Genomic DNA, 26,766 nt, shown 5'->3' on the forward strand with positions numbered 1-26,766 from the left:
CCCCGTTTTTCCTGTGTGCGGCGGCAATGCCGAGCAGATCCGGCCCGGAGGCCAGGCCGTCGTCCGCTGCCGCGTTCACGCCGAGCGCGGCAGCGGATCCGCTGATTCGGTTCCGGGCGGCGGCCGGTCCCCCGCGGCAGCCGCGTCCAAGGCGGCGGCGGACGCGGCGCCGGCCCGCGGCGTCGGCGCGGGCCGCTTGCGTGCCGCCGCGCGCGGCGGCGGAGGCTGCTCGGCTGCCCGCAGCTCCGTCGCCGTCCAGCCGACGTCTCTCGCGGCGCGGTAAGCCCTGCGCCAGGAGTTCGCGCGCTCATCCGTCTCCTCGCGTGTCCGCTGGCGAACCCGTTCGACTTGTTCGTCGGCCTTGGCCAGGATGGCCTCGACTCGTCTTTCCGCCCGCGCGCGAATGTTCGCGATGTCCTTGTCCGCCTTCGCCTCGATAGACTCGTGGTCGCGGGCCGCGTCGGCGGCGTGCGCCAGTTCTATCAATGCTTTCTTTCGCGGCTCCAGGGCCTTGTCCGCCATGGCTTCGACGCGTTGCTGCTGTTGTTTGTCCCCCATGCGCCCGATGGTAGGCCGAAACGCTCACGGATTCACCGGACAACCCGTGCTGAACTGCGCCAACGCCGCCACGGCCGGTATAGTTATTGGCGTCGGGGCCGGGGGTGACGCCCCGGGTCACCGGCACAGATTGAACCGGAATCCAGTACCTGAAAGCGAGCACCGAATCATGGAACCCACTTACATGTTCTGCGGCGAACCAGGCGGGTCGCCGGAACGCCTCTTCACGACATGGCTCGACGCCATGGCCTCGCTCGGTTACACCGTCCCCACGACGCGGCGGGCCGCTTTGACCGCGCCGTCACGGGTCCGCGCCTTGGAGGGGCGCGCGGTCGCCGAGCGCTGCCTGCGCATCACCCGGGTGGGCCTGCGATGAGCGAGTACATCCTCGCCGCCGAGCGCGGCGTCGACCTCTACGCCGTCTGGTCCGGCAACGACGGCGCCCCGGTCGCTGTCGGCACCCGCGCGCAGATCATCGACAGCCAGGCCGCCCGCGGCGCCCTGCGGCACGGCATCGAGCACTCGCTCGACATCGCCGCGCAGCTCGGCTCCAGCAACCTCCGCAAAGTCGGCTTCTGGAACGGCGAGGCAATCGCGGCCGACCGCAATCGCGCCCTGCTGCCCCGGGACCTGGTCGGCGACTACCTCCGGGCGTGGCTGATCGGAGACCGCGACCGATGCGCCGAACTGCTGGACTACCCCGGCGGGCCAACGGCGCGCCAGGCCCACGCCGACGACGAATCCGACGAGGGCGACGGGGAGCCGAGCGTGTTCGAGCCGATCGTCCTGAGCGGCCCGCCGACGATAATCTCCCTTCCGGCCGCCGCCGTCGAAGCTGACCTCCGCGTCCTGCGCGGCTTTCGCGAGCACGGCACCATCAACGCCATCCGCCCGGCCACCGACAGCGGCCGAGCATTCATCGCCCAGCGCGCCGTGACGTCGCCGGAAATAGACCTCACGACCGCCGCCGGACTGCGCCTGATCCTCCGCAGCGATCGTGACCCGTACTACCCCGGCTACGAGCTCTGGTTGATCACGACCGCGCCCGGCGAACCCGTCCGCGTCGGCGGCACCGGCACCGAACTGATCGACGACGTCCAGGACCTGCCGCTGGCGGAGACCGACGTTCCCCGCCTCGAAAGCATCCTGGACCAGCTCTGGACGGAAGTCGCCGCCGCATGGCGCGTGGCGCTCACCGCGACGGCACCGACGCTCGCCGACGGGTTCACCGCAGCCGCCCGCCGTGCCTGAACCGCCGACACAAGCCGACCCCGCCCCGGGAAGACCGAGGAGAACCCCGAGCATGACCACCGCCGACGAAGACGCGACCGCACCGACGCGGCTGGCCGACTACGTACCCTTGTTCGACGTCACCTCTCCCCTGCCGCTCGACCACGACCCGTTCGCGTTCGGCGAGTGCGGCGAACGGTGCCGTTGCGCGCCGGACAGCGCCGAGGGCGAATTCCTCATGTCCAGCTCGCAGCGACGCGACGAGATCCGCGCCCTTCTGACCGCAGAAGGGAAAACGGCCGAGATGTGCGGCCCGTGCAACGCCCTCGTGTTCGCCGCCTCCGACGAAGACCGGGCGCGCTTCCAGGCCGAGCACGAGGACTGCCCCTGGCACTCCGTGAAGTAGCGGCCGAGGACGCGCAGGAAGGCCCGGTACCCCTTTGCGAAGTGGTACCGGGCCTTTCTTTACGCTCCGGCGCCCGGAAATGCGCACGAATCCGATTGGCGGCATCCGGAACGCCCTCGCCTGCAAAAATCGCGGTAGGGTTTCATCAACGGCGATTCCTGGACCGGCTTCCCGGACCGTTTCGGGAATCGAATAGCACCGGCGGCAGTGTCCGCCTTTCCGCGTTCCCGGTCAGCGCGATCCGCGCGACGAGGTCGCTTCCGGCAAGGCAAAGACATCGGGGTCGCCCGGCGGCCCCAGACGACAAAGGAGAATGACGATGGCATCCACTCTTGCAGAGATGGTCGCGCGCTTCGCCTCGACCACCTACGTGCTGGACGTCCCCGAACCCGTCGAGTACACGCGGCGAATGCAAACCGCCTGCAACTACGACACCTTCATGATCGATGCCGGTCGCTACCCGGTGAGGCTGACCCGCCGCGGCTTCGCCTGGAATCCCGACCCGGACGTGCCGACCCCGGGCTACGTCGTCAACGTCGGCCCGGATTCCGCCGTGGTGACGGCGGAGGCCACCCACACCTACCAGTACATCGTGAACAGGCTGTTCACCGCCTCCAGCACGCAGGAGTCCTTCCCCGACGAGCGAACCACCCTGACCGTGTCGGTCCCTGCCTACCTGGTCAAGGACGGGCAGACCGGCCCGTTCGCCGGCTCGGTCTTCCGGCAGCAGGCGTAGCTCTCCCACCCGCCCGGCGCCCCGGCAGACGGGGCGCCGAAATTTCTTTTTGCAGCGCGGATCCCCGGAAATGCGCACAATTTCGATCCGCGACGGCAATACCGTTCTCGGCGGGAAATTGCCGCTGTAGGGTTTCATCAGCGGCCGATATCCGGGAGGGAAATCCTGGAATTCCCGCCGCGCATCGCATCTCATTCACCCCTCCTGAAAGGTGTGACCGATGGCCAGCGCGCCTGAAAAAATCCCCATTCGCGTCCGTCCGGACGAAACGCTCGTCCAGTCGGGCGGTGCCCCGTTGTTCCCCGCCGAGACCGCAGGCCCCGACAGCGCCCCCGGGTTCCGGCGAGCGGTCGCCGAATGGATCGCCATCCGCTTGAACGCCACGTGGCTGCACGGCAGCAACACCCTGCGCCGGGCCGAGTGGCACGACGACGTGCTCCGGCTCGTCGAAACCGGATACGAGCACGACGCGGGCTACCAGCCCGAGCAGATCCGCCCCGACGGGCACGGCCTGTACCGCATCTCCCACCCGTGGGAATGGGCCGAGGCCGACCTGTCCGTCCCCGCCGACGCGGCCGCTGTCCCGCTGCCCGCCTACACCGTCACCGCCCTCGCGGCGCTCGCGTCCGACCGGGAACTCGCCGACTACACCGACGCGGAGAAACGGGCGCTGCTCGACCACGTCGCGGACGGCGACCGGGACCTGCGCTGGCGCGCGCGGCTGGCCGCCGAGTCGACCGCCGAGCAGCTGGTGCGCATCGCCCACGGCGGCCCGGGCCCGGACATCTGCCCGCACGGGTGCGACGGCCTCTACTGCCGCCCGGACGCCCGGACCCACCGCTGCGGGCTCTGACCCCCCGGGGCCCGTGCCCGCTTCCTTCTCCCGTCAACCACTGTTCTGCCAAGGAGCAACCAGCAATGTCGTTCGCACACCCCGCCCGCGTGGCACTGCCGCCCCGGCCCGACACGGCCGACTACGAATTCGCCCCCAACGGAATCCTGCGAGCCGTCGGCCGGACCGCCCTGCTGCGAGGCCAGAAAATCAGCGTGAGGGCACGGCCTGCCCACCCCGGCGGCTGGCCGGTCGTGTTCACCGCGGCCAGCGCCCGCGCCGCGGCGGCGCAACTGCTCGCATGCGTCCACCGGCTTCGCGGCATCACCGCTCCGGCGGAGATCTGGATCGAGTCGCTCGCGCCCACCGTGCGCACAGCCACCGCCTCGCGCTGGTCGCCGGAGACCGGCGACCTCGTGCTGCGCTACGTCGCGCCGTTCACCGGGTTTCTCGATTTTCCCGCGCCCCGCACGCCGCGCCTCCTGACCGAGCAGGACGCCGAATGGTGGGCGCGCGCGCTTCTCGGACTCGCCCGCGAACTCGATCACTCCCACACCATCGCCGCCCACGCCGTCCTCGCCGACCGGGCGGACGAAGACGTCATCTCCATCCTCCGGCGCTCGATCCTCGGCGAGCTGGACGGACTCTCCGACCACGTCCGCGAGTACGCCGACGAGATCCTCGAAGAACTCGACGACCTCGACAGCCGCCACCACGAGGAACGGCAGGTGCATGCTCTCGGCCGCGCCCACCTGGACCTGCGCGCACACCTCGACACCGCCCGCCTCTACGACGGCGACACCATCGGCCACCAGGACGTCGCATACCTCATCCGAGAACTGGGGCGACGGCACGGGGTGCCCCTCACCACCGTGACCGCCCAGTCGCCGGTCGTGCTCGACGAACTCCCGCCAGGGACCGTGCTGACCGAGGACCAATGGATCCGTGTCGCCCGGACACCGGAAATGCTGGGGTTGATCGACCAAGCCAACACCCTCGTGCGGGAGCGGCAACTGATCGACGTCAGCGTCGCGCTCCGCGAAGCGGGAATCCTCTGCCGGGGCAACGACCTCTGCTGCGACACCGTCCTCACCGGACCCGTCGCCAAAACGTGGGGATCCTGTGCGGAATGCAGGCCCGCGACGCTGGCGGAGGCGTTGGCCATGGGCTGCATCGACCTCACGGAACACGATCTTCCGAGCAGCAGCGACGGAGGATGCCGCCGTTGCCAGCTGCCGCTGTGGCCAGGCGAGCTGGCCGGGCACGACACCGCCGAGGCTGCCCGGTGACCCGCCGGACCCGCCGCTCGCCGGAGCGAGCCCGAAGCCGGTACCTGGTCGCCAACGCCGTGTTCGTTCCCCTGCAAAGCCTCGTGACGGGCGCTCTGTTCATCACGCGCGACCCGGACAGCCTGAAAACCCTGGTCGCCATCCTCACCGTCGTCAGCGCGCTCACGTTCGCCCTCGTCGTCCTCTCGATCCGCGCGGACCACCGCGCCGGGCGACAGCATCGCGACTGACGCCGAACTGGCCTCCAGCCCCGTCCCGGCTGGCACGCAACACACAACAGGGACAGGACCGCGCCGGCCACGGGAGTGACGCCCTGCGACCGGCGACAGATTGAACGCATCCGAAGGAGATCCTCGTGACGAACACGACCGCGCACGACCCTGCCGAACCAGCGCAGCTGGTCCACTGGCCGCACTCCGGCATCGACGCTCCGACCACCCTGGCCTACCGCCTCTGCGCCAGTTCCCAGGACGCTCGGGACAGCGATTTCGCCGTCGAACTTCATCATCCCGAGCTCGGCCACATCGGTTGGGTGTGCGCCGAAGGAACCGGCGGGGCCGCCATGTTCGTGCCCAGCGACCACGAGCGGTTCAGCAGGCGGGACATGGCACGCTACGTCGAGCAGTGCCTCGGGGACGGCAAGCCGCTCGGCCTCGAAGAGAGGCTGCTCGACGCCGTGCTGTACGAGCAGAACACCGCCCAAACGGTCGATGCCATGCGGCGCAACAACACCACGCTCGTGCGCGAATTCACCGAATTCCCCGGCGGTGGGGGCATTCGCGGCGACGTGGCCGAACTCCACCGGATCGCGATCATGCGCGAAGACCGGGAGCTCCGGGCCAAAATCCTCGACGAAAGCCCCCGCACCCGCCGCGCGTTCGGCGGCGACTGGCAGATCTACAACGGCCGAGAGTGGAAGCCGCTCCTCGTTCCGCAAACCCTCGCCCAGGACGAGATCGCCGCGAAACTCGACGCCATCCGCGTCTCGGCCCAGCGGAAGACCACTGTGGACGGACTCTACGCCAACGGCGTGCAGTGGCACGCCCGCCATCCCTACTACGTCCTCGCCAGCGACGAACTTCCCGTCAACCACCGCGCCTGGTGCACGTGCCGGATCGGCCCCCGCGCCCCGCTGACCAGGTTCGAGTACTGGTGCCGGCTCGGGGTGATCGCCTCCGGCCAGGTCCACGCGCTGGAGAGGTGCCGCAGGCTCGTGACCCTCGACTAGCCGCGCACACCCCCGTCGGTCCCGGGCCGGGCCGCCCCTTTCACCGGGGCGGCCCGGCCCTTTTCCGTCGCACCGCGCGGACCCGATCCGCCCGCCGTCGGGCCGCCAAGACTCCCCGGGGAGAAGCCGCCGGGACTGGCGTTCCGTCCCGACCGGGCCAAAAACGCACACCGTTTCGACGCGCGCGCCGCCCAGCCCTCTAGATACCCCACTGGGGTATAGGATCGGCGTGTCGGCTAGCACGCCCCAGATTCCCTGGAAGGCGCAGGAAATCCCGCGCCGTCGCTTGCCGCCGGGTAGTGCGGCCAGCCTCCGCGCAACCCGTGCAGACAGCGCCTCGCCGCGCGAGCCAGCCCCTGCACTAATCGCGCGCTCGTCTCCGCCCCGGCGGCTCCCCGCTTGCGGTGTCCCGGCTCGCCGCCGCGGCACCGAGGTGGCACCGGCGCCCGCGTACCTCCGAACCCGTTTTCTGAGAAAGAACACCGTCCGATGCTGGGCTACGACCCCGATTCCGAACGACACCGGTACCGCGACGACGTGCACTACCGCCTCTATCGCGGCCCCGACGGCCGTCCAACCACGATCTGCGTGCAGGACTTCGACTATCTCGACTACGACCTGACACAGCTGCTGAGCAACAAGGCGTTCGACACCGAAGACGAGGCCAAGGACGCGCTCCTCCTGTTGCTGGCTCACTGCGCGCTCCTCCTCGGCATCTTTCCCGTTCCCTCAGACAAGCCGACGGTTTGGTGAGCCGAATGCTGATTCTCAACGGCGGCGGGCTGCCCACCCTGAAACGGTGCCGCGCGCAGTACCGCGCCGGCGCGACGCACCTGGGCAGGCTCGCCCGCCCCCGCCACATCGGACAGTTGCGCGAGACGCTCGACGCCGGTTTCAAAGTCGCCGTCGACAACGAAGCCTTCAGCAAATGGGATGATGCCGCGTACGTCCGGATGATCGGCCGGATCGAACTCGCCCTGTACGGGCGGGTCCTGCGGCAGTGGGAAAGGGTCGCTCCGCTCGCCGCGATGCCGCCGCAAGCATGGGCCGCGATCGGGAAGACGCGTCCGACGGCGTTGCCGGACTGGCATCCGAATCTGTTGTGGGTGACGGTCCCGGATGTCCCGTTCGACGCGCACGCCACGCTGCGCAAGTTCGCCGACTGGGCCCCGTTGATCCCTCATCTGCCGCTCGCCTTCTGCGTCCAGGATGGAGCCGAGGCCGCCGGAATTCCCTTTGAGTTTCCTAATTTGGCCGGACTGTTCATGGCGGGCAGCACCGAGTACAAGCTCTCTTCCGAGATGGCGGAGATCTGCCGCGAGGGCAAGCGTCGGGGCCTGCTGATCCACGGCGGACGCGTGAACACCCGCAAGCGGATCCGCTACATGCTCTCCCTCGGTGTCGTCGACAGCATCGACGGCACGGCCTTCGACAAGTACCGCGACGCCAATCTCCCGTGGGGGCTGGAAGAAGCGTCGGCGACCAGTTACCAGCTGGCGTTCTAGCGCCCCGTCCCTCCGGTGCGCCGCGACGACCGGACGCCTGAGCCGAAACGCCGCCCTCGCGCGGTGTCCCCGGGATCGAGACCGGGCTGACGATGGCTCCAGAGAAAGGAATCGACCCTCCGATGAACGCCGTGACCGCGTCCCGTCCGCACAATCAGCTGCCGCCGCCGAGCGTCGGCGACGTATTCGCGCACCCGCAGTACTGGATCTCCGGCGCCGGCCATGACGCGGCACACGCGGCCGAGTGCCCGCACGGCTACCGGCTCACCGCAAGCTGCCCCTGCTGCTACCAGGGCGAGGATCCGAAGGAATATCAGTTCACCACTGTGGAGCTGTTCGGCCTGCGGGTGATGTCCACGAGGCAACCGTGGGCGACGTCGCTGCTGGAGCGGGGAAAGCCAGTCGAGAACCGCACCCGGGCGATCTCGTGGCGCGGTCCCGTCGTGATCCACGCCGGTCGGAAGTGGGACGACCGCGACCGCGACATCGCCGCCGAGATGCGGGTTCCGGCAGTCCCCCGGAACGCGCCGACCGGCTACCTCGGCGTCATGGACCTGGTCGGCGTCCACCGCGACGAAGGCTGCTGCCGACCCTGGGGCGAGCCCGGCTCCTACCACTGGGGATTCAAGAACCCCCGCGTGTTCCACACGCCCATCGCCGGTCCCGGCCACCTGGGGATGTACCGCAAAGTCCCGCTTGCGGTCGCCCACGCCGTCGTCGCCGAAGCCTGGACGCGCGGCGGCCTGACGCGACTGACGCGGGGTCAGGTGCGCGCGCCGTTCGGGGTCAAGAGTGCCACCGAGGACACGTCGATCGGCGTTCCGGAGCCCTGAGCACGGTGATCAAGTGGCGGGGGTCGGCGTCCATCGCCCCGGCGCTTCCGCCAGTGCGCGAGTTCCTCAAGGACGCCAAGCGGGGCACCGGCAGCGGAGTGCGGCGAGGACGCATCGCATCGAGCAGGGTCCGCAAGCGTCACGGGTGATCGAGCCACGCAGCGGGCTACCACCACGTCGCAGAACGCCCGGGCCGCCACCTCCCCGCCGGGCGGGCGGGCCCGCCAGCGCCCTTTGCGTTCTGTTCGCACGGGCCACGGACCGGGACGTCCCCGGGCGGAACCCCGGCATCCGCGACGTCGAGCGATCGGAGCTGACCTCAGGGGCGACGCGGCGGCAGGCCGCGTTTCCCATCTGTATCCGATGTCAATCACGCCAGCACTTTCGTATTCCGTGCACGCATTGAGTGATAAAAGTTGATCATGCAGGAAGCATGTGCGACGCCCGGGAAAACGGGCGGGGATCGAACGCCAAGAGGAGGAACCTGAATGGGCATGAGTGTATTTTCCGAGGCTGCGAAGGGCCTGTTGTCCAGCGAACCGCCGACACTGTTCACAGCGGCGGAGGCAGACGAGGAACTGGCCAACTGGGAGCCAGTAGACGACCCGTACGTCCTTACGATCGGGGCCGGGTCCGACGCCTACATCGGGTTGCACGGCACGCTCGACGACATCGACGCCGTCCTGGCGCATGCGCAGGAAGAAGTGCGGAGAGCCCGTGCGCGGGAGAGTGCCGGACGGCTGGAACCAGCTCTCGGGCCATCCGGGCCCTGCCCAGCCTGAGCATGACGAGAAGCATCGAGAACGACACCCAGGATGCCGCGATCGACGAGGAGGCGATTCGGATGTGGCTCCACGTCTAGCGGCCCCGACGCCGCGCACGGCGCCAGACCCCGCGGTCGCCTGACCGCGGGGTCTTTTCGCGTTCGAGGTGCGCGTCGGCCAGCAGCGCCGCCCACCCTCACCCGCGACGAGCCGGTTCGACAGAATGCCCCCACAGCGCAGCGGGGGCATTCCCGCGTCTTGTGCCGGTTGCGGGGCCGCAACCAGGGCGGTCGGGCCGAGGTCGGGGCGGCACTCTGGTCGTTGCGGTTTTTAGAGCCGGACACCCGTCTCGCGGGCATGGTCACGACACAGCCGGTTCCGCAGAGCAAGATATGGAAAACCTATACGGTTTTCCCCAGGTCGCTGCCGCGACCTGGCACGCTGGTCCTTGCGGACCAGCGGAAAGGCGCAGGGGGTGCCTCAGGCCGGCGGGCCGCATGGGGGAACGAACGCATGCAGCACAACGAAACAGGCGTCTCCGCCGCAGGAGAGGTCGCGACGGAACCGGCGAGGACGCGCGGACACTCGCAGGACGGCCCGCGACGGCCGCGCACCTCGCTCGCCTACAACGACGTCGAGTGGTCGATCATCGAGCAGGCCGCCGCGCTGGACGGGAGAAAGCCGGGCTCGTGGGCGTCGCTCGCCGCGCTGGACGCGGCCCGAATGCGGGTCAGCGGCGTGGTCCTGGACCGCGGCGTGCTGAGCAAGCTTTACCTTGCGGTCACGGACCTGAGCAACCAGCTCGCCAAAATCGGCGGCAATCTCAATGACGTCGCCAAGCACGCCAACTCCACCCACGAGGTCGAGACCGTGCGCGAACAGGCCCTGGCGATCCTGGAGCGGGTCCGGCTCCGGGTGGTCGAGGCCCGCGGCCTGCTCGCCGGGCTGCGTCACGCGTTGAGGTAGGGGCCGATGATCGGGAAAGCCCTGTCCGGGTGGCGACCGGCGGGCCTGATCGCGTACTTGATGGGCCCGGGCGCGCACGAAGAGCACCGGAACCCGCACATCGTCGCGTCCTGGGACGGCTCCCCCGGCCTGCACCAGCCGCCGAAAGCGGGTCCCGGCGAGTTCGATTTCGATCTGCGGGCGCTGATCGGGTCGATGTCGGAGCTGCCGAAGGAGTTCGGGCTGCCGCTCGACAACCCGGCGGCCTCGCCGGACGACCTTCCCGGCGCCGAGGAATGGACGCAGTGGCTGCGCACGTCAGGGAAGAAGCGGCCGCCGGCGCACGCGCCGGAGTGGGTGAAGTACTACCGCTGGGATCCGAAGGCCGAGGCCGTCGTGCTCAAGCCCGGGTACGTGTGGCACTGCCCGGTGCGCTTGCACCCCGACGATCCGACGCTAACTGACGCGCAGTGGCAACGCATCGCGCAGCGCCTGATGGAGGCCACCGGGATCCACCAGTCCGGTTGCCGCTGGGTCGCCGTCCGGCACGCCGACGACCACATTCACCTCATGGCGACCTTGGTGACGGACAAGGGCGGGTCGCTGCGCCGGTTCTATCCGCGAAACGACTGGTACCGCCTGCGCAAAGCCTGCCGCGAACTCGAGCGCGAGCTCGGCCTTGTCCCGACCCCGGAAGCCGACTGGACGGCGACGCGACGGCCGACGCGTCAGGAGATCGGCAAGGCCGCCCGGCACGGCCGCGCCGAACCGGCGCGCACCGAACTGCGCCGGCTGGTCGCACAGGCCGCGGCTGCAGCCGGCGGCCCGGAGGACTTTTTCGCGCGGCTGCGCGAATTCCAGGTCGTCTGGCGTCCCTCCTACGCGGCGGACGGCGAGATCCGGGGATGTTCCTACGTCCTCGCGGACGACCGCACCGCCGAGGGCGAGCAGGTACCGTTCTCGGGCGGGAAGCTGGGCAGGGACCTGACCTGGCCCAAACTGATGCAACGGTGGGCGAGTACTCCGGCCGCGGAACCGGTCGAGCGCACCGAAGACGGCAGGTCCACCGCAGACGCGCGCCTGGACGTGCTCGAAGAAGCCGCCGAGGTCGTGAACGAAGCCGCGGAACGGATCCGCTCCGGCGACGAGGACCCGGCCGGAATCACGCACGCGACAGCCGACGTCCTCGGCGCGTTGGCGTTGGGGACCGAGTACCGCGATCGCGGGCCGATCACTGCGGCGTTCGACCGGTTCGACCGCGCCGCCAGAATCCCCGGACGGGTGCTCCCCCGCGACCACGGCCTCTCCGGCCGCGCGCTGCGCCGCGCCTCCCGCCGGATCGCGGCGGCAGGAAGCATCAGCGGCCGCGGTCAGGAGAAGTTCGCGCTCGCGGCGCTGGTGCTGGCGCTGGCCGGGCTGGTCGCGGAGATCCGTGCATGGCAGCAGCACGCGGGACGGCCGCACCAGGCCGCCGCCGCGCGGCGGACCGCGGCCGTGCTGCCGGTGGACCGCGTCGCCGCGAACAACGCGGCGGCCCGCTCCGCGACCAGGTCGCCGCGCCTGGCCGACCGCCTGGACCGCACAACCGCCCGCCCTGCCCGGCCGGCCCGTCGGCATCACCCTGGCGCCCGGCCGCCGCGCTAGCCCAGTCCGCAGTTCGCGCTGCCGATCGGCGCGCACAGCGGCACGTGCCGGGCTCGGCTACTGACCGCCTGTCCGCGGCGGGCGGGCCGCCGCGCATATTCGACGGGCGCGGATCTGCGCTGGCGGCACCGGGTACCGGGTCGGGAGTACCGCGCATGTCCGGAGGGCACATCGGCACGCTGCCTTGCCTGGCACGAATGTCAGGGAGCGTTGCCGAAGAACCGCCAGCCGTCCGGGGCGCCGCTGTCGCGCCCGGTCGTGGTGACCGGGACTGCCCCGCACGGCCCCCATTTGGACTGCAGCTGGTTGTCGCCCTCGTCAAGCACCTCGCGTTCGATCCGTCGCGATTCCTCCGGCGAAACCGGTTCTCGCTGAACACGACCATGACGCCGAAGTCCAGCTCGCAATCGTCGTAGTCGTACGGGGGCAGCTGATCCGGCGTCGTCACGAGCGCGGGCCGGTCGTCCGGATCCCAGTGTTTTTCGAGGATCGTGTTGGTGTAGTGGAAGTCCGTGTCGTCGGTGCCGTATTCGTGCTGCAGCCGCCGCAGCGTTTGGGCTCGGGCCGCCGCGAACGCGGCCGCGAGGTCCGCGCCGGGCTGGTACGCCCCGAACCGGTTGTAGCTCTACATCGGTTCCCCCTCGCGTCCGTGGTTTCGGCTCCCTGTTCGGCGCGTTCGGCGCCGCCCCGGGCGGGGAGCGGGAAGCGGCCGGACATCGCCTCGCGACCCTGGCGGGAACGCGCCGCCAGCGCGCGCACGGCCCGGTGTCAACGCAGTTCAGCGGGGCGGCACGTCGTTCGGCCCCAGACCCGCCCAGATCCAGGTCGTGATGCAGTCGCTGTGGCGTGCCTGGATCGGCACCGCCGGGACCGGCATCCCGTCCGCCCGGCGGCGTTCGGTGCGCAGTCCGCTCGACGGCCAGGCCATCTCGCAGTCCACCTGCAGCGCATCGGTCATCGCGCTGAGGACCTCGTCGCCGGGCAACGTGTTGGAGCCGGTGCTGATCCCGCCGTGGGTCAATTCCAGGCCGGTGCCGGCGAAATCGACTGAGAGGTCGACGTCGAGTTCCGGCGCGTGACCGGCGTCCTCGAGGACCTGCCAGGCTCGCAGCACGCCCGCCCAGTGCGGGCCGCCCGCGCCCACCGTGCCGGCCACGACCAGGTCGTCGCCGTGCTCGGCCACCAGCGTCGGCCAGTCCACTCGGTCCCAGACACGGGCGAACTGCAAGGTCGGAGCCTCCGGCGGGCACAGCAGGCCGTCGGTGGCCTCCCGCAGCCACTTCGGCACCGGAGCGTCGTCGGCGAGCCGGTACCGCGGCGGCCAGTGGGTCGCCCGCTTCATGCGGTCCATGATCCGTTCGTGCCGGGCGTGCGCCGCCGGAGACCACTGGCTCCAGTACTCGTCGTCGGCCATCCTGTCCCCCCTGCTACCGGAACCGATTACTGTAAGCCACGATTCGCGGGCTGTCTGTCGATCTTGAAGGCTCGTTCTGCCTGCAGTTTCGCGTAAGGGTTCCCGAGTGCAAGGGAATATGGTTACTCTGTGTCCTAACCGGCGTGGCAGGAAGAGGATTCTGTTCGCCCGGTGTTCGTCGCACACCTGAGGTGCCGGCCGGTGGGCCGGGGATGGGAGAGACCGCGGTCGCGGAACGCGCGCATCTCGTGAGGGGAGACACGAGGCGGGTTCGGCTGCCGGACACCACAGGGGGAACACCGGATGAGCGAGCCGCTGTTGACGCCGATTCCGTTGCCGTCGGGCCACGATTTTCAGCAGTGGGCGTTCGCGATCAACCAGTTCAGCCAGCTGCTCAGCCAGCGGCTGGCGGCCAGCCGCGAACGCGCGGGCCGCATGGCTCGCAGCGACGCCGAGCAGTCCGACCTGGAACACCTGGCCCGGCAGGTGCCGCCGTTGCGGCTGATGAGGGACGACGAGCAGGAAGCCTGGACGCGCCGGGTTCCCGCCGACCTGGCCACCCAGTTCGAGGGCGAGCCGTCTGCCGTGTGGTGGGCGAAGATGGACGACGAGGGCACCGGCTGGGGCGTCGAGGCCCACACCTACACCAATTCCGGGGCGCCCAGCGCGTCGCTGTTCGTCGTGTGCCGCGACGCCGAGGACGCCGCCGATCTGGCCAAGTGGCTGCGGGATCACCCGACCCCGGCCGACCTCACGCGGATCCACGAGCTCGCCGGGCACCGCCCCGGCGAATTCTCCGACGAATACGAGTGGTCCGAACCAAACGCCAACGCCGGGCCGAGGATGGGGGGCAGGGCCCGCCCGCTCGCGCTCGGCGAGGACGCCTGGGCCGAGGCGCTGCACCGCAACGTGCCCGGGACGCTCGCGACCCGGCTGACCGACGAGCGCGACCCGATGCACCCGGATTTCGCCGCCTGGCAGGAGCTGCACGCCCTGGCCAACGAGGAAGTCTCCCGCGTCGGCGCCGACCCCGACCGGCTGGCCATGATCATCGGGCGGGCGCTGAGCAGCTGGCGCGAGGTCAAATGGCCCTCCCGGGCGGCCTACTCCGTGCTGAACCAGGCCCGGGAGCTGCCGCGCTACGAGGACACCGTCCGCGCGCCCGGCACGGACCGGGAGCCAGGGCGGGGGGCACCGCCGCCCGGCGGCGGCATGGTCGTCGACGGCGAGGTGGTGGCCACGTCGCCGCCGCGGCCGGGGCCGGGCAGCTCCCCCGCGGACGCGCTGCGCTGGGCGCGCGGCCTGGATCCGGACAACACCGAGCACCGGTTCATGGCGAAAGCCGAGTACACGCGCTGGGGCCAGACCGTAGACCGCGAACTCGAACGGAAGTTCCCGTCGGTGGTCCCGCGCAGCAAAGCCGCCGCCCGCGCGGAAGCCCGCAGGCGCGGGGAATCCCCTGTCGCCGCCGCGGTGACCGGGGAAACGGCGGCCGAAGTCATGGCCGCGCGAGAACTCGACGCGGACACGACAGCCGAACTCGCCGAAACCGTCAGGAAATGGGATCCGGACAAGGCGATCGACCGCCGTTCCGCCCTGACGATGTTCGGGCACAGCTATCCCGAGGTCGACGCGATGATCGTGGAGAAGTTCCCCGACGACGAACGGATCCAGCAGCGGGCGGCCGAGCTGTATCCCGACGGCATCCCCGAGGCCGCGGCGTGGCACGGCCGTGCGGACAAGGACGAGGGCCGCGCCGCAGCCGACCGGGCGACGCCCGACGACCCCGACACGCCGACGATCGACGAGCGCGCGGACGGGCAGGCGAACGCCGCCAACGAGCAGAACGCCGCCAACGCCGAGAACGCCGCCGGAAAGGCCGCGGCGGCACGCCCGGCGACCGTGCACCGCACCGCCACGACCACGCCCGCGCGTCCGCGAACGCGCTGAGCGAGCAAGCGTGCTGCGCGGGGCGCAGCACGCCGCCAGTCCCACGCCACAAAGACAGGGGGTCGACCGTGGCTGAGAACACGACCGTAAACGTCGACGAAAGACAGCGGATCAACGGCGCGGGCCGTCGCATCAGCGACCGCTTGCTCGGGCGCGATCGCGCTGACGCCGCCCCGTCGGAACCCGTACCAGCGGAGGAGCCGCCGCAGCGGTTGGGGCTGAGGGCTGCGCTCGATCGTCGCGAGGCCGCCGCGGCGGGCGGTGAGGGCCCGCGGCCGGAAGCTGCTTCGGAACCGGCCGCGGCAGCGAAGCCTCCCGAGGCCGCCGGCGAGGCGAAGGCAGAGGGCCCGCCGCGGCGGGAGCGCTTGAGGGATGCAAAGCCCGCCAAGGCAGAGGAACGGCCGGTGGGGCCGTTGAGGGCTGCGCTCGATCGTCGCGAGGCCGCCGCGGCGGGCGGTGAGGGCCCGCGGCCGGAAGCTGCTTCGGAACCGGCCGCGGCAGCGAAGCCTCCCGAGGCCGCCGGCGAGGCGAAGGCGGAGGAGGACAAGCCGACGCGCTACACGTACAACCCGAACCTGCTGCCCCAGCATGCGCTGCTCGGCAGCCTGATCCACACGCCGAACGCGATCGACGACATCGAGAAGTTCCTCGGCCCCAGAGATTTCTCCGAATCGTCCCTGCGGGCGCTATACACCACGATCCGGGGCCTGGCCCACACCAACGGTCTTCAGGAGGTGAACGCTATCGAGGGCGACGAGGAGCGCATGCAGGCGGCCAAGGACAACTACGTCGCGCTGCTCGAAGCTCTGCACGACCAGCGATTCACCGACGCCGTGATCCCGAACCTCGCCACGGTCGTCGGGCAGGTCAATGCCGCCGCGCCCGCGGACACCGTGTCCTACCGCGGCGTCTACGACCCAGGCGCGCAGATGCGCCTGGGTCGCATGGTCCTCGAGGACTCGGTCCGCCGGCACGTCGAGAGCCTAGGCGTCCAGATGGTCCGCCCCTCGCCGCTGATCCGGCCGTCGTTCTTCCGCCGCCGCACGGGCACGGCCGAGGACATGCTGTCCAATCTGACCACGGTGACAGCCTCGTTGGAGAAGCTCGCCGAACGACTCGCCCGCGCGGTCGAGCGCACCGGACCGTCCGGCGAGTCCTACCAGGACCTGGACAGGGCCGTGGAGTTCGCGGCGCAGCCGTATCAGCCGTCGGGGTTGCGGGCGCTGGGCGCGCCGCTGGTCCGCCGGGCCGAACGCCACTTGATCCACCTCGCCCTGCACTCGGGCACCGGTCTGGACCTCGGCCTCACGCCGGAGGACTTCTCCTCCTCCGAGCACGCCAACACCTGGGCGGCGATCCAGCGGGTCCAGGAGAAGGGGCACTCGGTCAACTACGTGTCGGTCTTCGAGGAGCTGCGCCCCGTCCCCGGCCAGCCGTCCTTGCCGGTGCTGTCGGACACGGAGCTGACCCGGATATTCAACACCGCCCCGAACAAGAGCGAATCCAAGATCGAGAGGTCGTTGCGGACGGTCTTCGACGCCAGCCTGAAACGCCAGTCGCAGACAGTGCGCAACACAGTCCAGGCCCTGGCCCGGAACCAGGCGATCGACCCGCAGTCCCTGCTCAACTATGCGCAGAAAGAGACGTCCAAGCTGGCGAAACGGGCCGACACCGTGAGCCATCACCGACAGAAGGCGGTTGAGCAGCTCGGCCAGCGGGGCGTCGCGCGATGATCACTTCCGGCTTCGCCCGGCCAGGGATCGTTTCCACCACAGGGAAAAAAGCCAAGGAGTTCGTCATGGGGGAACCGCTCAGCGACATCGCGCCCGCGCAGATGCAGGCGTACGTCGACGCCGGGGAGGCGCGCCGATTCTCCCGGTCGCTGGGAGGCGTGGTGCCCGACGCGGTCAAGTTCCGAGATCGCTGGTACGTGCGCGAAGTCGGCAAAGCTGACTACACCCCCGCCGTGGACTCCCTTGCCGCGATATTCGACGACGTCGAAGACCCCCGCGGCAGGTTCGCGATGGCCGACCAGGCCGTCGCCGACGCGGACGCCCGCGAGGGCCGGTGACCGTCCCGGCCCCTCGGGTGGCCGGACGCGCCGGCCCGCCGGCCGACGTCGGCCACGCGCCGCCGCCGGCACCCGTCACCACCGGCGCCCGTCGCGACGCCGTCGCCTCCCCACCCGGCGGCGCGACCCGGCTCGCCGAACGGGCACTGCTCGGAGCCCTGCTGCACCGTCCGGCGCGGCTGGCCGACGTGCAGGGATGGCTGCGGCCGCACGATTTCGCGGACCCCGAACTGGGGGCGGTCTACTCGGCGATGCAGGATCTGCACGGCCGGGGGCTGCTGCAGTCGGTGTCCGAGAAAGCCTTGGTCGGCAACGACTTCTCGCCGGCGACACGCAACGCCGTCACCCGCAACATCCTCGCGGTGCGGGACGTCCTCGCCGACAGGACCGGCACCGGCACGGCACGGCAGTCCCGCTTGATGACCGAGCTGTACCTGGCCGCGCCGCCGAGCACGACTCCGCACCACGCGCATTACGCCGAGCGAGTGCTGGAGAGTTCCGCACGCCGCCAAATCGAACGGTGGGCCGTGCGGACCCGGTCGGTCGCGGGCAGCGGCCGGATCTCCGGCGACCTGCGCGCGATCCAGGACCTCGACCGAGCTTTGAGCAACGGCATTCGCGGACCCGGTTCCGGCATCCCGCTCGCCGAGGACCCTGCCTCGCTCGCCCCGACCGTCCCGCCGCCGGCTTTGCTGGTCGACCGAGCCGAGAAACGGCTGATCGGCGACGTGCTGGCGGGCAAGCGGCCGGATCTGATCACGCGGTTCACGCCGGAGGACTTCACCGGATCGCCCGCGCACGCCGCCACCTGGCGGTCGATCCGCGCTCTCGCCGCAGCGTCCCCGCCGGAACCGGTCGACCCGGTCACCGTGGCCTGGGAAGGCGAGGTCCATGCCGACGATCACGGGCAGGGCCTTCCGCCCGACGAGCTCATGGACCTGGCCCGCAAGTCCGCGCCGGCCAGCGAAAACGCCGTGTCCATTGTGGTCCAGGCCGCGCTCCACCACCATGCACAACAGGCCAGCGATGCCTTGCAATCCGCGGCACGGGACCGCAAACGACCGCTGCACGAGGTCCGCCAGACCGTGGACGCCGTCTCGGCGGCTCTGCGCACCACCGCCGAGCGACTCGCCGGCGCCGTCCCGGAAGGACAGTCCGTGATCAGGCGCACTCTCGACGGGCCGCCCGCAGTCCGAAACCATCCCGCTCCCGGAGCCGACGTCTCCTCGCGCGGACGCGCCCGGCGGTAACGCCCGCGCGCAGCGCACGGCTCGCCCGCCGCCGGTGCTGAACTCCCGCCTCGGCAGCCCTGTGAACCGTCTCCGGAGCACACGTCGCCGCAGGCGACCGCGCAAGGGCGCCGCCGCCTTGCCCCGGCGATCGCCCCGCGGTCCGGGCCGAGAACTGTCCGGCGGCTCAGAATCGAGCCGTGCAGCTCGTGAAGTCGTCGCAGCACATGAACTCGCCGTCGCGATTGTCGACCAGCACCTGCAAGCCGTCGCGGATGGACATCCACCCGCTGTCGGTGTAGTCCCTCCCGCACAGGCAGCACACTGGCGGGTCGCTCGGGTGCTCGGCGCGCAGTGCGCTCAGCGCCTGCTCCCGGTCGGCGCGGGGTTTGGCTCCGTACCCGCACCGGCACCAGGCCCGTGCCCGGCCGCCCGGCGAGGTGAACCCTTCCATGCGGTGCACGACGCGCCGTTCGTGCGGCTTCGGCACAGTCCAGTCCCGATCGCCATCCGGGCCGGGCCACGCCGCCGCGCGGACGTTCTGATCGAGGTCGGCGTGGACCAGCCCGTTTTTCGCCAGAAAGGCGGCGAGTCTTTTCCGCGCCATTTCGGTCTCGAACGGGCTCGGCGCCTGGTCCGCCGAGCCCGTTCGGTATTCCGCCATGCTGCGCAGAGCACGCGCGCGCTCCACCCGCCTGGCGCGATCGGCGGACGGAGAGGGGGTAGCCACGCGACGATGATAGACACTGCGCAGGCCGCCGGCGCCGTGGTCGACGTCCGCCAGAGGGGCTGGCTCGCGGCATCGCGGTGCGCGCCGCGAATGCCTTGCCCTTGCGCCCTTCTCACCGGTGACGCGTGCGGCGGCCCGGGGCGACGGCGGATCCGTGGCGTGCCCCGGCGGTCCCCGCCGGCCGCGAACGGGACGCGGCCGGCCCGTCGTCCTTGCGCGACGGCGCGTTCGATTCTTGCCGGTCCGGGGCCGCTGCGGGTCTGTCGCCATTCGGATTCTCGCCGGAATCGCGCGAGGCTTCGGGCTGGCCCTCGCGGTTCGGGGCGTCGAGCGCGCTCAACAAAGCTCCGAGCCGCTCGACGTTTTCCGGGTCGTCCATTGGATCGGGATATTCCGGGTCTGCGTCGGAGGTTCGTTCGCGCACGCCGCCCTCCCCGTCCAGCTCGTAGACATCGCCGTCGTAGACGACGCCGCCCACGACGATGTCGTCGCCGATGACTTCGTCCCAGAAATCGAACTTCGGCTGCTCCGTGAGATAGCGGGTGAGATGTTCGGCCAAGTCGCTGTGGCTCGCCCCGGCCGGAACGTCGAGCGCCACGGTGTGCACGTCGTGCCCGAGTCCGCTCCGCTGACGTGTTTCCTGGAGGTGCTCGAAACTGATCTCGTCACGGGAGGATTCCAGAAGCCGGATGGTGTCGGGCACGAGTTCGGAGTGCTGTGGCCCGACGTCGTACTTCGCCACGTACAGCAGCCACATCTTTTCCGTCCCCGCCGTTGCCAATTCCTGTGTCTGGTCGGCCTGGCGAAGGCCCGGCTGCCCGGCGAGCGGCACTGGCGTGCCGGTGGCGACGAACGTCCAGGCGTCGTCCTCGCCGTTTCGGAGCACGACGTGCCGGAAGCTGTCCTCGGAAGCGGCGGCGCGCGCCGCGGCCTCGGTGACCGCGGGCGTGACTGCCCAGCCGCCGTGCGCCGGTTGGGCGTGGCCGTAGCGTCCGACGTGCCGGAGAAGTTCTTGAAGGTCAGCGATGGAGGCCGGCCAGAATTCGTGGTCCGCGTCGTCCGGGCCCGTGATCGTGACGGGGTTGTGCTGAACGGTGTTTTCTCCCGTGTCGTAGGTGAACCACGCGGTCCATTCGGGAACGGACGGACGGCGCGGGTGATCGAAGCGCCTGTAGACCTCGACCGCGATCTCGCCGTCGGGGTGTTCCGCTCCGTTGTAGAACAGCCATTCGCCCTCCTTTGCCGGAGACCAGCCTTCCGGCCAGAGGATTGTCTCGGTGCGCCCGCCGATCTGCATGCCGGGCGAATCTGCAGGATGTTGCTCCATCATGGCCTCCTTGAATAGGCGGAGCGGTCAGGCCGGGGATGCGCGTGCGGGGTCGTTCGGTTCTGCGCAGCTGATGTCGGGCCGGGGCCGTCGGATCGATCGACGACGCTGTCGAGTGGAGCGGCCCCGTGCCTTCTGTTCCGCGCGGCCGCCTGCGCTGCATGGTGTTTTGCCGTGCCTGTGGCGCGTCCTCGCGTCGGAACGGGACGGTGTTCTGATGTCGCAGGGCCCGGGCGGCGGAGGTCATCGGCGGCGTCCCGGGCTCGGAGGGTTCGCGGGGCCGTGCCGCGCTCCGGCGGTGCCGGGAGGCGCGAGCGAAGACGTCCCCGCCTTGCCCGAGGCACTCGGAGGCGCCTTCCACCCCTGCAGCAGGGATTCCCCCGGTTTCTGCGGGCCCGGCCAAACGCGCCGCCATCCGGGGAGCCACCGGTTGACCTCGTCGATGTCCTCAGTGGACAGCGCGCCTTCCGAGGCGTTTCCCAACGCCCCCAGGTCCGCCGGTCCGGCGGCGTCGACGCGCACGCCGTCGCCGCCGGATTCCCAGGCTCCCCACTGCCAGGGCAGCTGGCGGCGGTCCAGCCACCGGCCCGTCTCGCGGATCAGCCACGCTCCCAGGTCGTGCTCGGTCGCGGCTGTCCGCGAGATGTGGGGCCAGCCGGGAGCGGGAACGAAGAACACTTGTGCCGCAAGCGGTCCGCTGCTCGCGAGGCGCCCGACGCCCCCGGCTTCCGTGTCCTCTTGCAGGGGTCCGTCGATGCCGTACACGATCTCCAGGCGTGCGGGGAAGCTCCAGGAGGCGGGATTGCTGACGACGACGTTGCCGGGCGTCGAAGGGTCGTCGGACGGTGAGATCAGCGGGGGCACGTCGTCCGGGGTGCCGAGCAGCCGCCTGCACTCGCGCAGCAGGGCGCGCGTGTCGACGGGCGCTCCCACGTCGATGTTCAAGTACAGATAAGGATCGAGCATCGACGAGTCTCGCTTTCCCTTCGTCGCCCGGCCCGGCTGACGTCGCGCGGGCACGGCGCGGCTGGCCGGTCCCGAAGCCTCAGGGGTTCAGGACGCGGGTGGCGCCGAAGTAGTCGCGTTCGGAGGTGCGCGCCTGGGTCTCGCGCAATTTTTTTCCGGATTCGGGCGCCTCGATCATCTTGCCGCCGCCGATGTAGAGCGCGACGTGGTGGATGGATTCGGCTGTTCCGCCCCAGAAGAGCAGGTCGCCGGGCTGCAGCTGGTCGACGGGCACGGTGTGCCCCTTTGTCGCCCGGTACTGCTCCTTCGAGCTGCGCGGCAGCGTGATCTTGCCGTTGGTTCCTTGGTAGTAGGCGAACCTCGCGAGAGCCGAGCAGTCGAACCCGACGACGCCGACGTCCGGCGACGAGCCGCCGCTGGGCCCGTTGAGGCTTCCGCCGCCCCAGGCGTAGGGCAGGCCGATCTGGGAGCGGGCGGCGTCGATGACCGGTCCGGCCGCTCCGGCGGTGCCGCCGCCGGAGCCGTCTCCTCCGCCGTCGGCGCGGGGGCGTCCGTATTTCGACGCGGCCAGTCGGTTGATCTTGGATACGTAGTTCTGCGTTTCGGCGAACGGCGGGATCCCGTTGTATTTCAGGACGTTGCCGGGTCCGGCGTTGTAGGCGGCCAGCGCCAGGTCGACCACGCCGCCGTTCAGTCCGTTGTTGCTTTTGAGGAAATTGGCCAGGTAGCACATGTATCCGGCTTGCGATTTGATCGCGTCGGCCGGGTTGCGCGGGTCGGCGCGGCCGTCGCCGTCGCCGTCGACGCCCCACGCGGCCCACGTGGCGGGGGTGAACTGGGTCAGTCCGTCGGCGCCGGATGCGTTGTGCGCGTTGGGGTTCCAGTTGCTTTCCGTTTCGATCTGCGCCGCGAGGATCGGTGCGGTGATGTCGGGGCAGGTCGTGGCCGCCGAGGCGAGGAGGTCTCTGGCCCAGGGCGGGACGGCGTCGGGGTTGAAGTCCAGGCTGATGCCGCCGGTTTTCTTGATCTCGCTGTTGTTGGCTCCGGCTCCGCCGAAGAGCAGCACGATGACCAGCACGATCGCGATCAGCGGCGAGCCTGCCGCCACGGCGGCGACGGTGGTGTTCTTGCTCATCCCCCGGCTCCGGGTCCGCCGGTGTCGGAGAACGTGATCCCGGAGACCTTCCACGCGCCGGCGACCCGTCGCAGCGAGCAGTACGCGGCCAGGGGGTCGAGGTTTTGCGTCCAGCCGTCACCGGCCGCGACCCGGGACGCGGTGACCCCGGCTCCCGTTTCGTCGTCGCGGACCGGCGGCGGGTCGTCGTCGACCGGTTCGGTAGTGACCCGCACGCGTGCCCGGTGCGCGGCGAGCAGGCCCCATCCGTTGTCGCGGCCTTCGCCGCCGATCTGTTCTGCCAGGCCGGGAATGCCGAACCGGTCGGCGGCGCGTCTGCGCGCGTCCCCGGGGCCGGAATCGGCTGCGGCGTCGACCGAGAGCGCCGCGGCGACGAACTGTCCGCAGATCTGGCGGGCCTCCGCCGCCGCGGCCGGCTGCGCGGCGGCCGGCGCGGTCGTGGCGGGCAGTGCGGCGTGCTCCGGTGCGGGCGCGGCGCCGGAGCAGGCGCCGGCCGCGAGCGCCGGCGTGGTCAGGAGCAGCAGTGCTCGCGCGCGAACCGGCAGGCGTCGTCGTGATGTGCCCTGAGCAGGGCGTGGTTCCCCCATGTTTCCCCCATGGCGATCTCGACCCCCATCGAGACCTCGGTGTCGCTGCACCGCGCGGACCGCCTCCCCAGACGGTGTCGCGCGGGCTGGATCAGACTGCGGGCCCGGCGCTCACCGCCTTCCGTTCCGGCGGCCGAAGCCCAAGGCGCTGAACGCGCGGCTCATCGCCCCGCCCCGGGCGCGTGCGGCGGGCATGCGGGCTCCGGAGGCTGCCGCGGCGCTGTCGCCGAGCCTCGTCGGGCGCTGTTTCTGGTGGCCCGCTTCGCACTGCCGGTCCGGCTCCGGCGGCTCGGCGGTCGGCGGGGGCGGCGCAGCGGGCTGCTGCTCCGGTCGTTCGGGCTCGGCGCCGCCCTCGGCGCGGCCGTGTTCTGCGGCGAGGTCGGGAGCGGGCGCCTGCGGTTCGGGCGGCGGGGGGATTTCGACGTTCCAGCCGAGTTCGGCCAGCAGCCGGTCGAACAGCGGGTGATCGGACGGCACCGGGTCGGCCTCTGCTTCAGCGATCCGCTGCTGCACAGCCACACGTCCGTGCTGCGCCTCGTCTTCGGGGCCTCGCGAGTCCGCTGTGGACAGCGGACGGCGGTCCGCGGCCGCGGGCTCGCGGTGGACCGGGCCGCTGGGCCAGGTGTCGGGAATCGTCAGAGGTGGCTCGCTCCAGCCGAGTTCGGCCATCGTCCGATTGAACATCGGGTGCTCCGTGTCGAGCGGATCGCTGTCCGACCCGGCGGGGGCCGACTGCACCGCGCCGTTGCTCGGCACCGGTGCGCTGTCGTCGGCGCTGTGCGTCTGCGGCTCGACCCGGAGCGGGGCGTCCTCGGCGACGTCAGGGGCGTTCTGCTCGGGCCGGCGGGCACGGGGGACCGCGGCCGCCGCGCCGCTGATCTCGCCGATTTTCAGCGCCAGGGCCACGATCCGCTCGACCGGCTGCTGGCCGACCGCGACGTGGACGACCTTGTCGTCCCAGTTCACGGCGGTGACGCCGTCGTAGGCGTTGCGCACGGCGAATCCGAGCGTGGTGGCCTGGTCCACCAGCGCCGCCCACTGCCGCCCGACCGGATCGGCTGCGCGCTGGTGCGGCACGGGATCCTGCGGCGGGCGCCCGGCTCCGGAGTTCGCCGCAGCACTACGGCCACGCCGCTCGCGCGGTCGCCGCGGCGCCGGAGCCGACTGCGGCGCGGCGGCCTGTCGCGACGGCGCCACGGGAGCAGCTCCGGTTGCCTCCTCGGCCGGTTCCGGTGCGGCGTCGCCGGGTTCGGACGCTGCAGCCGCGATCTCTGGTGCGGGGCCGGGTTCGGCGACTGGCGGCGCGGGCTCTGCGGGCGCGGGGCTCGCGGCGAGCACTGCCGCCGCGTCGTGCTCACCATTCTTCTCGGCCAGGTATTCCTCGTAGTCGGCGAGGTCTTCCTCGGCTGCGGCGACGGGCTCTCGCGTCGTGGCGGGGCCGGTCGGCGAGGCGTCCCCGGCGACGGGGCGCGTGCTGTCGGCAGCGTCCCCGGCGGTTTCCGCCGCCCTGTCGGCCGGGGGTTCGCCGGGCGCGTCCTGCGGCGCGCCGGGCGGGGCCGGTTCCGGCGGTGCAGCCGGCCCGGCTTCTGCCGCGGCCGGTTCGGCTTCCCGGCCGTCGGCGGGCGGAGCCTGCGCCTCGCTCGCCGCCGGGGCGGTGTCCTGATCGTGGAGGGCAGTTCCGTCGCGCTCGGCGGGGAGCGCCGTGTCGACGTGGTCCGCCGCCGGTGCGGCGGTCTCGTCCGTCGTCGACGGCGCAGCGGGAGCCGGTGACGAGGGATAGAACTTCGCCGCCGGGGCCGCGGTCGCCCCGGGCGGCACGGGTCGCGGTTCGCGCAGCAGGGCCGCGATTTCGGCGCCGAGCTGTTCTCGCTGGCGTTCCTTGTCGGACTCGTGCGGGATGGCGATGACGCGCAGGTCGTGATCGGTGGACGGTTCGGCGAGGTGGCGTTGCCGCACGACGGTGTATCCGGCTTCCTCGGCCATTCCCTCGAGTTCGCCCCAGCCCAGATCCAGTTCGGGCAGGACCGCCGCCGTTTCTCTCGCCGAGGTTTCCGTGGGTTCCGGGTTCTCCGGCGGGGCGGTCTCCTTGGCGACGGCCGCCGGGTCCGGGCCGTGCGCGGGCGGCGGTTGCCGGTCGAGCGGCAGCCCGAGCCGTGCGAGCAGGGCCTCGCGGGTGCGAACGAGGGCGTCGACGAGATGCTGGCCGCTGTCTCCCGGCAGGTCGTCGGGCAGGCCGGTCGCGGTGATCAGCGCCGCCAGATGCCGGATCTGCCCTGCCGCCTCGGCCGCTTCGGCCGGGCTGGCCGCGACGTTCGACAGCCAGGTCGCGTGGGCCTGCACGTTGACGCCGCGGTTCTGGATGAGCCGGCCGGCGACGACGTAGGCCAGCCGCGAGGGTTCGTGCAGCCTGACGGGCTCGGGCATCGCGAGGTCGGAGAGCTGCCTGGCTGCGCCCGGCCCGGCAGGGTCGAACCGGAGCAGGTCGAGCGGGTTGCCCTCGGCCGGGCCGGTCGGCGCCGCGGGCGGTGTCGGCTCTGCGCGGTCGACCGCGGCAGGCGCAGGCGTCGCAGCGGCAGCGGCCGGTCCGGCCGACGCGGGCGGCTTCGTCGCCGGTGCGGCGGATTCGGCGGCCGGAACCTGAGCCGCCGCCGCGGCGTCCTCGGCGGTGTCGGCGAGGGGCGCAGGGCGGCCGTGCGGGTCGGCGGGGATCACGGCTGCGAGTTCGCGGATCCTGGCGAGGCCGGTTCGCTGGGCTTCGCTCAGCTCGTTGTCCGACGCGTTGCGCAGCAAGGGGTCCCGGCCCCGGCCGTTCCAGGGTTTCGGGGCCTGTCCGGACTTGTGGGCGCGCAGCGCGCGCGCGACGATGCTCGCCGTCGCCTGCTCGACGACGGCGTCGAGTTCGCCCAGCGCCGTGCGGTAGAGAACGCCCTCCCCCGCTGCGGCGAAATTCCGGGCGCGGGCGGCGAACTGCCCGCGGGCGTCGGAGGCTTCGCTCAGCATCCGCAGGTCCGTGCGGTGCAGTCCCGCGCGGAGCCACTCGTGGACCGCCTTCCAACTCGGTCGGCCGGTGCGTTGTTCCGTCGCGGTGTCGACGCGGACCTCCAGCCCCTGCCGTTGCGCGGCGACGTGCTCGGCGGCGCCGGGGTCCGGTTCGTCCTGTGCGCGGGTGACCTGGCGTTCCTGGGCGTCGGCGAGCGGCAGCTTCGCGCCGTTGCTCATGGCGCGCAGGAACTCGGCCAGGCGTGTGCCGTGCAGACGGCCCAGCGCAAGCGCGATGTCGTCGGCGGTCAACGGCGCGCGCGGCAGGCCGGCGGGCTCCGCATCGTCGGCGGCCTCGGGAGCGACCTCGCCGGGCGAAGTCGGCGCGGGCGTTGCCCTTTCGGCGGA

At 71.3% G+C, this 26,766-nt stretch carries 26 protein-coding genes and 1 pseudogene; 18 read left to right on the plus strand and 9 right to left on the minus strand.

What is annotated here, in order from left to right:
• Positions 1 to 75: 75 nt before the first annotated feature.
• Positions 76 to 558 carry a hypothetical protein gene (locus tag SSMG_RS41650; protein ID WP_009086493.1) on the minus strand — a complete coding sequence of 161 codons (483 nt, stop codon included), beginning with the start codon at positions 556 to 558 and terminating at the stop codon, positions 76 to 78.
• Between the two features lie 169 nt (positions 559 to 727).
• On the opposite strand from SSMG_RS41650, the gene SSMG_RS41655 reads away from it, so the two are divergent.
• The 14 genes from SSMG_RS41655 (at position 728) to SSMG_RS41720 (ending at position 11,970) form a co-directional block, all read left to right on the plus strand.
• Positions 728 to 934 (plus strand): hypothetical protein, encoded by a 207-nt coding sequence (locus SSMG_RS41655; protein ID WP_037719329.1) that lies wholly within the window; start codon positions 728 to 730, stop codon positions 932 to 934.
• On the plus strand, positions 931 to 1,809 hold the full coding sequence (locus tag SSMG_RS41660) for a hypothetical protein (RefSeq protein ID WP_037719332.1): 879 nt from the start codon (positions 931 to 933) through the stop codon (positions 1,807 to 1,809). The genes SSMG_RS41655 and SSMG_RS41660 overlap by 4 nt, the downstream gene beginning before the upstream one ends.
• Before the next feature lie 52 nt (positions 1,810 to 1,861).
• Positions 1,862 to 2,194, plus strand: coding sequence for a hypothetical protein (locus tag SSMG_RS41665; protein WP_009086497.1), 333 nt, complete (start codon positions 1,862 to 1,864; stop codon positions 2,192 to 2,194).
• A gap of 319 nt (positions 2,195 to 2,513) precedes the next feature.
• On the plus strand, positions 2,514 to 2,930 hold the full coding sequence (locus SSMG_RS41670; RefSeq protein ID WP_158688173.1) for a hypothetical protein: 417 nt from the start codon (positions 2,514 to 2,516) through the stop codon (positions 2,928 to 2,930).
• Positions 2,931 to 3,150: 220 nt separating this feature from the next.
• Positions 3,151 to 3,783: a hypothetical protein gene (locus tag SSMG_RS41675; protein WP_037719336.1), complete on the plus strand. Its 633-nt coding sequence runs from the start codon at positions 3,151 to 3,153 to the stop codon at positions 3,781 to 3,783.
• 65 nt (positions 3,784 to 3,848) lie between these two features.
• On the plus strand, positions 3,849 to 5,051 hold the full coding sequence (locus SSMG_RS41680) for a hypothetical protein (RefSeq protein WP_037719339.1): 1,203 nt from the start codon (positions 3,849 to 3,851) through the stop codon (positions 5,049 to 5,051).
• A complete protein-coding gene (locus SSMG_RS41685) occupies positions 5,048 to 5,281 on the plus strand; it encodes a hypothetical protein (RefSeq protein ID WP_009086502.1) in 234 nt (77 codons plus the stop codon). Before SSMG_RS41680 ends, SSMG_RS41685 begins: the two co-directional genes overlap by 4 nt.
• Before the next feature lie 125 nt (positions 5,282 to 5,406).
• Positions 5,407 to 6,279 carry a hypothetical protein gene (locus SSMG_RS41690; protein WP_009086504.1) on the plus strand — a complete coding sequence of 291 codons (873 nt, stop codon included), beginning with the start codon at positions 5,407 to 5,409 and terminating at the stop codon, positions 6,277 to 6,279.
• Positions 6,280 to 6,768: 489 nt separating this feature from the next.
• Positions 6,769 to 7,032, plus strand: a complete 264-nt coding sequence (locus SSMG_RS41695) for a hypothetical protein (protein WP_009086505.1) — start codon at positions 6,769 to 6,771, stop codon at positions 7,030 to 7,032.
• A gap of 5 nt (positions 7,033 to 7,037) precedes the next feature.
• Positions 7,038 to 7,784: a hypothetical protein gene (locus SSMG_RS41700; protein ID WP_037719341.1), complete on the plus strand. Its 747-nt coding sequence runs from the start codon at positions 7,038 to 7,040 to the stop codon at positions 7,782 to 7,784.
• A gap of 122 nt (positions 7,785 to 7,906) precedes the next feature.
• On the plus strand, positions 7,907 to 8,617 hold the full coding sequence (locus SSMG_RS42880; RefSeq protein ID WP_050788568.1) for a hypothetical protein: 711 nt from the start codon (positions 7,907 to 7,909) through the stop codon (positions 8,615 to 8,617).
• A gap of 494 nt (positions 8,618 to 9,111) precedes the next feature.
• Positions 9,112 to 9,399: a hypothetical protein gene (locus SSMG_RS41710; RefSeq protein WP_158688174.1), complete on the plus strand. Its 288-nt coding sequence runs from the start codon at positions 9,112 to 9,114 to the stop codon at positions 9,397 to 9,399.
• A gap of 495 nt (positions 9,400 to 9,894) precedes the next feature.
• Positions 9,895 to 10,347 carry a plasmid mobilization relaxosome protein MobC gene (mobC, locus tag SSMG_RS42885; RefSeq protein WP_050788569.1) on the plus strand — a complete coding sequence of 151 codons (453 nt, stop codon included), beginning with the start codon at positions 9,895 to 9,897 and terminating at the stop codon, positions 10,345 to 10,347.
• Positions 10,348 to 10,353: 6 nt separating this feature from the next.
• Positions 10,354 to 11,970 carry a relaxase/mobilization nuclease domain-containing protein gene (locus tag SSMG_RS41720; protein WP_009086514.1) on the plus strand — a complete coding sequence of 539 codons (1,617 nt, stop codon included), beginning with the start codon at positions 10,354 to 10,356 and terminating at the stop codon, positions 11,968 to 11,970.
• A gap of 200 nt (positions 11,971 to 12,170) precedes the next feature.
• Here SSMG_RS41720 and SSMG_RS47500 read toward each other — a convergent pair whose 3' ends face one another.
• Both SSMG_RS47500 and SSMG_RS41725 read right to left on the minus strand, forming a co-directional pair.
• Entirely contained in the window at positions 12,171 to 12,296 is a 126-nt protein-coding gene (locus tag SSMG_RS47500) for a hypothetical protein (protein WP_255409898.1), read from the minus strand.
• Positions 12,297 to 12,748: 452 nt separating this feature from the next.
• Positions 12,749 to 13,384, minus strand: coding sequence for a hypothetical protein (locus SSMG_RS41725; protein WP_037719343.1), 636 nt, complete (start codon positions 13,382 to 13,384; stop codon positions 12,749 to 12,751).
• A gap of 303 nt (positions 13,385 to 13,687) precedes the next feature.
• On the opposite strand from SSMG_RS41725, the gene SSMG_RS45135 reads away from it, so the two are divergent.
• The 4 genes from SSMG_RS45135 (at position 13,688) to SSMG_RS41745 (ending at position 18,655) form a co-directional block, all read left to right on the plus strand.
• Positions 13,688 to 15,334: a hypothetical protein gene (locus SSMG_RS45135; protein WP_037719346.1), complete on the plus strand. Its 1,647-nt coding sequence runs from the start codon at positions 13,688 to 13,690 to the stop codon at positions 15,332 to 15,334.
• Positions 15,335 to 15,738: 404 nt separating this feature from the next.
• Positions 15,739 to 17,067, plus strand: coding sequence for a DnaB-like helicase N-terminal domain-containing protein (locus SSMG_RS41735; RefSeq protein WP_037719348.1), 1,329 nt, complete (start codon positions 15,739 to 15,741; stop codon positions 17,065 to 17,067).
• A 65-nt stretch (positions 17,068 to 17,132) separates the two neighbouring features.
• On the plus strand, positions 17,133 to 17,405 hold the full coding sequence (locus tag SSMG_RS41740; RefSeq protein WP_037719350.1) for a hypothetical protein: 273 nt from the start codon (positions 17,133 to 17,135) through the stop codon (positions 17,403 to 17,405).
• On the plus strand, positions 17,402 to 18,655 hold the full coding sequence (locus SSMG_RS41745) for a DnaB-like helicase N-terminal domain-containing protein (RefSeq protein WP_009086523.1): 1,254 nt from the start codon (positions 17,402 to 17,404) through the stop codon (positions 18,653 to 18,655). The genes SSMG_RS41740 and SSMG_RS41745 overlap by 4 nt, the downstream gene beginning before the upstream one ends.
• Positions 18,656 to 18,821: 166 nt before the next feature.
• Here SSMG_RS41745 and SSMG_RS41750 read toward each other — a convergent pair whose 3' ends face one another.
• The 6 genes and pseudogenes from SSMG_RS41750 to SSMG_RS41775 all read right to left on the minus strand — a co-directional run.
• Positions 18,822 to 19,364, minus strand: coding sequence for a hypothetical protein (locus tag SSMG_RS41750; RefSeq protein WP_158688175.1), 543 nt, complete (start codon positions 19,362 to 19,364; stop codon positions 18,822 to 18,824).
• Between the two features lie 112 nt (positions 19,365 to 19,476).
• On the minus strand, positions 19,477 to 20,691 hold the full coding sequence (locus SSMG_RS41755) for a hypothetical protein (protein ID WP_037719357.1): 1,215 nt from the start codon (positions 20,689 to 20,691) through the stop codon (positions 19,477 to 19,479).
• Between the two features lie 243 nt (positions 20,692 to 20,934).
• On the minus strand, positions 20,935 to 21,657 hold the full coding sequence (locus SSMG_RS41760) for a hypothetical protein (RefSeq protein WP_037719359.1): 723 nt from the start codon (positions 21,655 to 21,657) through the stop codon (positions 20,935 to 20,937).
• Between the two features lie 79 nt (positions 21,658 to 21,736).
• A complete protein-coding gene (locus SSMG_RS41765) occupies positions 21,737 to 22,792 on the minus strand; it encodes an NlpC/P60 family protein (protein WP_009086530.1) in 1,056 nt (351 codons plus the stop codon).
• A complete protein-coding gene (locus tag SSMG_RS41770; RefSeq protein ID WP_037719361.1) occupies positions 22,789 to 23,379 on the minus strand; it encodes a hypothetical protein in 591 nt (196 codons plus the stop codon). The genes SSMG_RS41765 and SSMG_RS41770 overlap by 4 nt, the downstream gene beginning before the upstream one ends.
• Positions 23,380 to 23,490: 111 nt before the next feature.
• Positions 23,491 to 26,766: pseudogene (locus SSMG_RS41775) on the minus strand (hypothetical protein); the annotation flags it as partial.

It is taken from the genome of Streptomyces sp. AA4 (genome assembly GCF_000158875.1).
In the GTDB taxonomy this organism is placed as follows: Bacteria; Actinomycetota; Actinomycetes; order Mycobacteriales; family Pseudonocardiaceae; genus Amycolatopsis.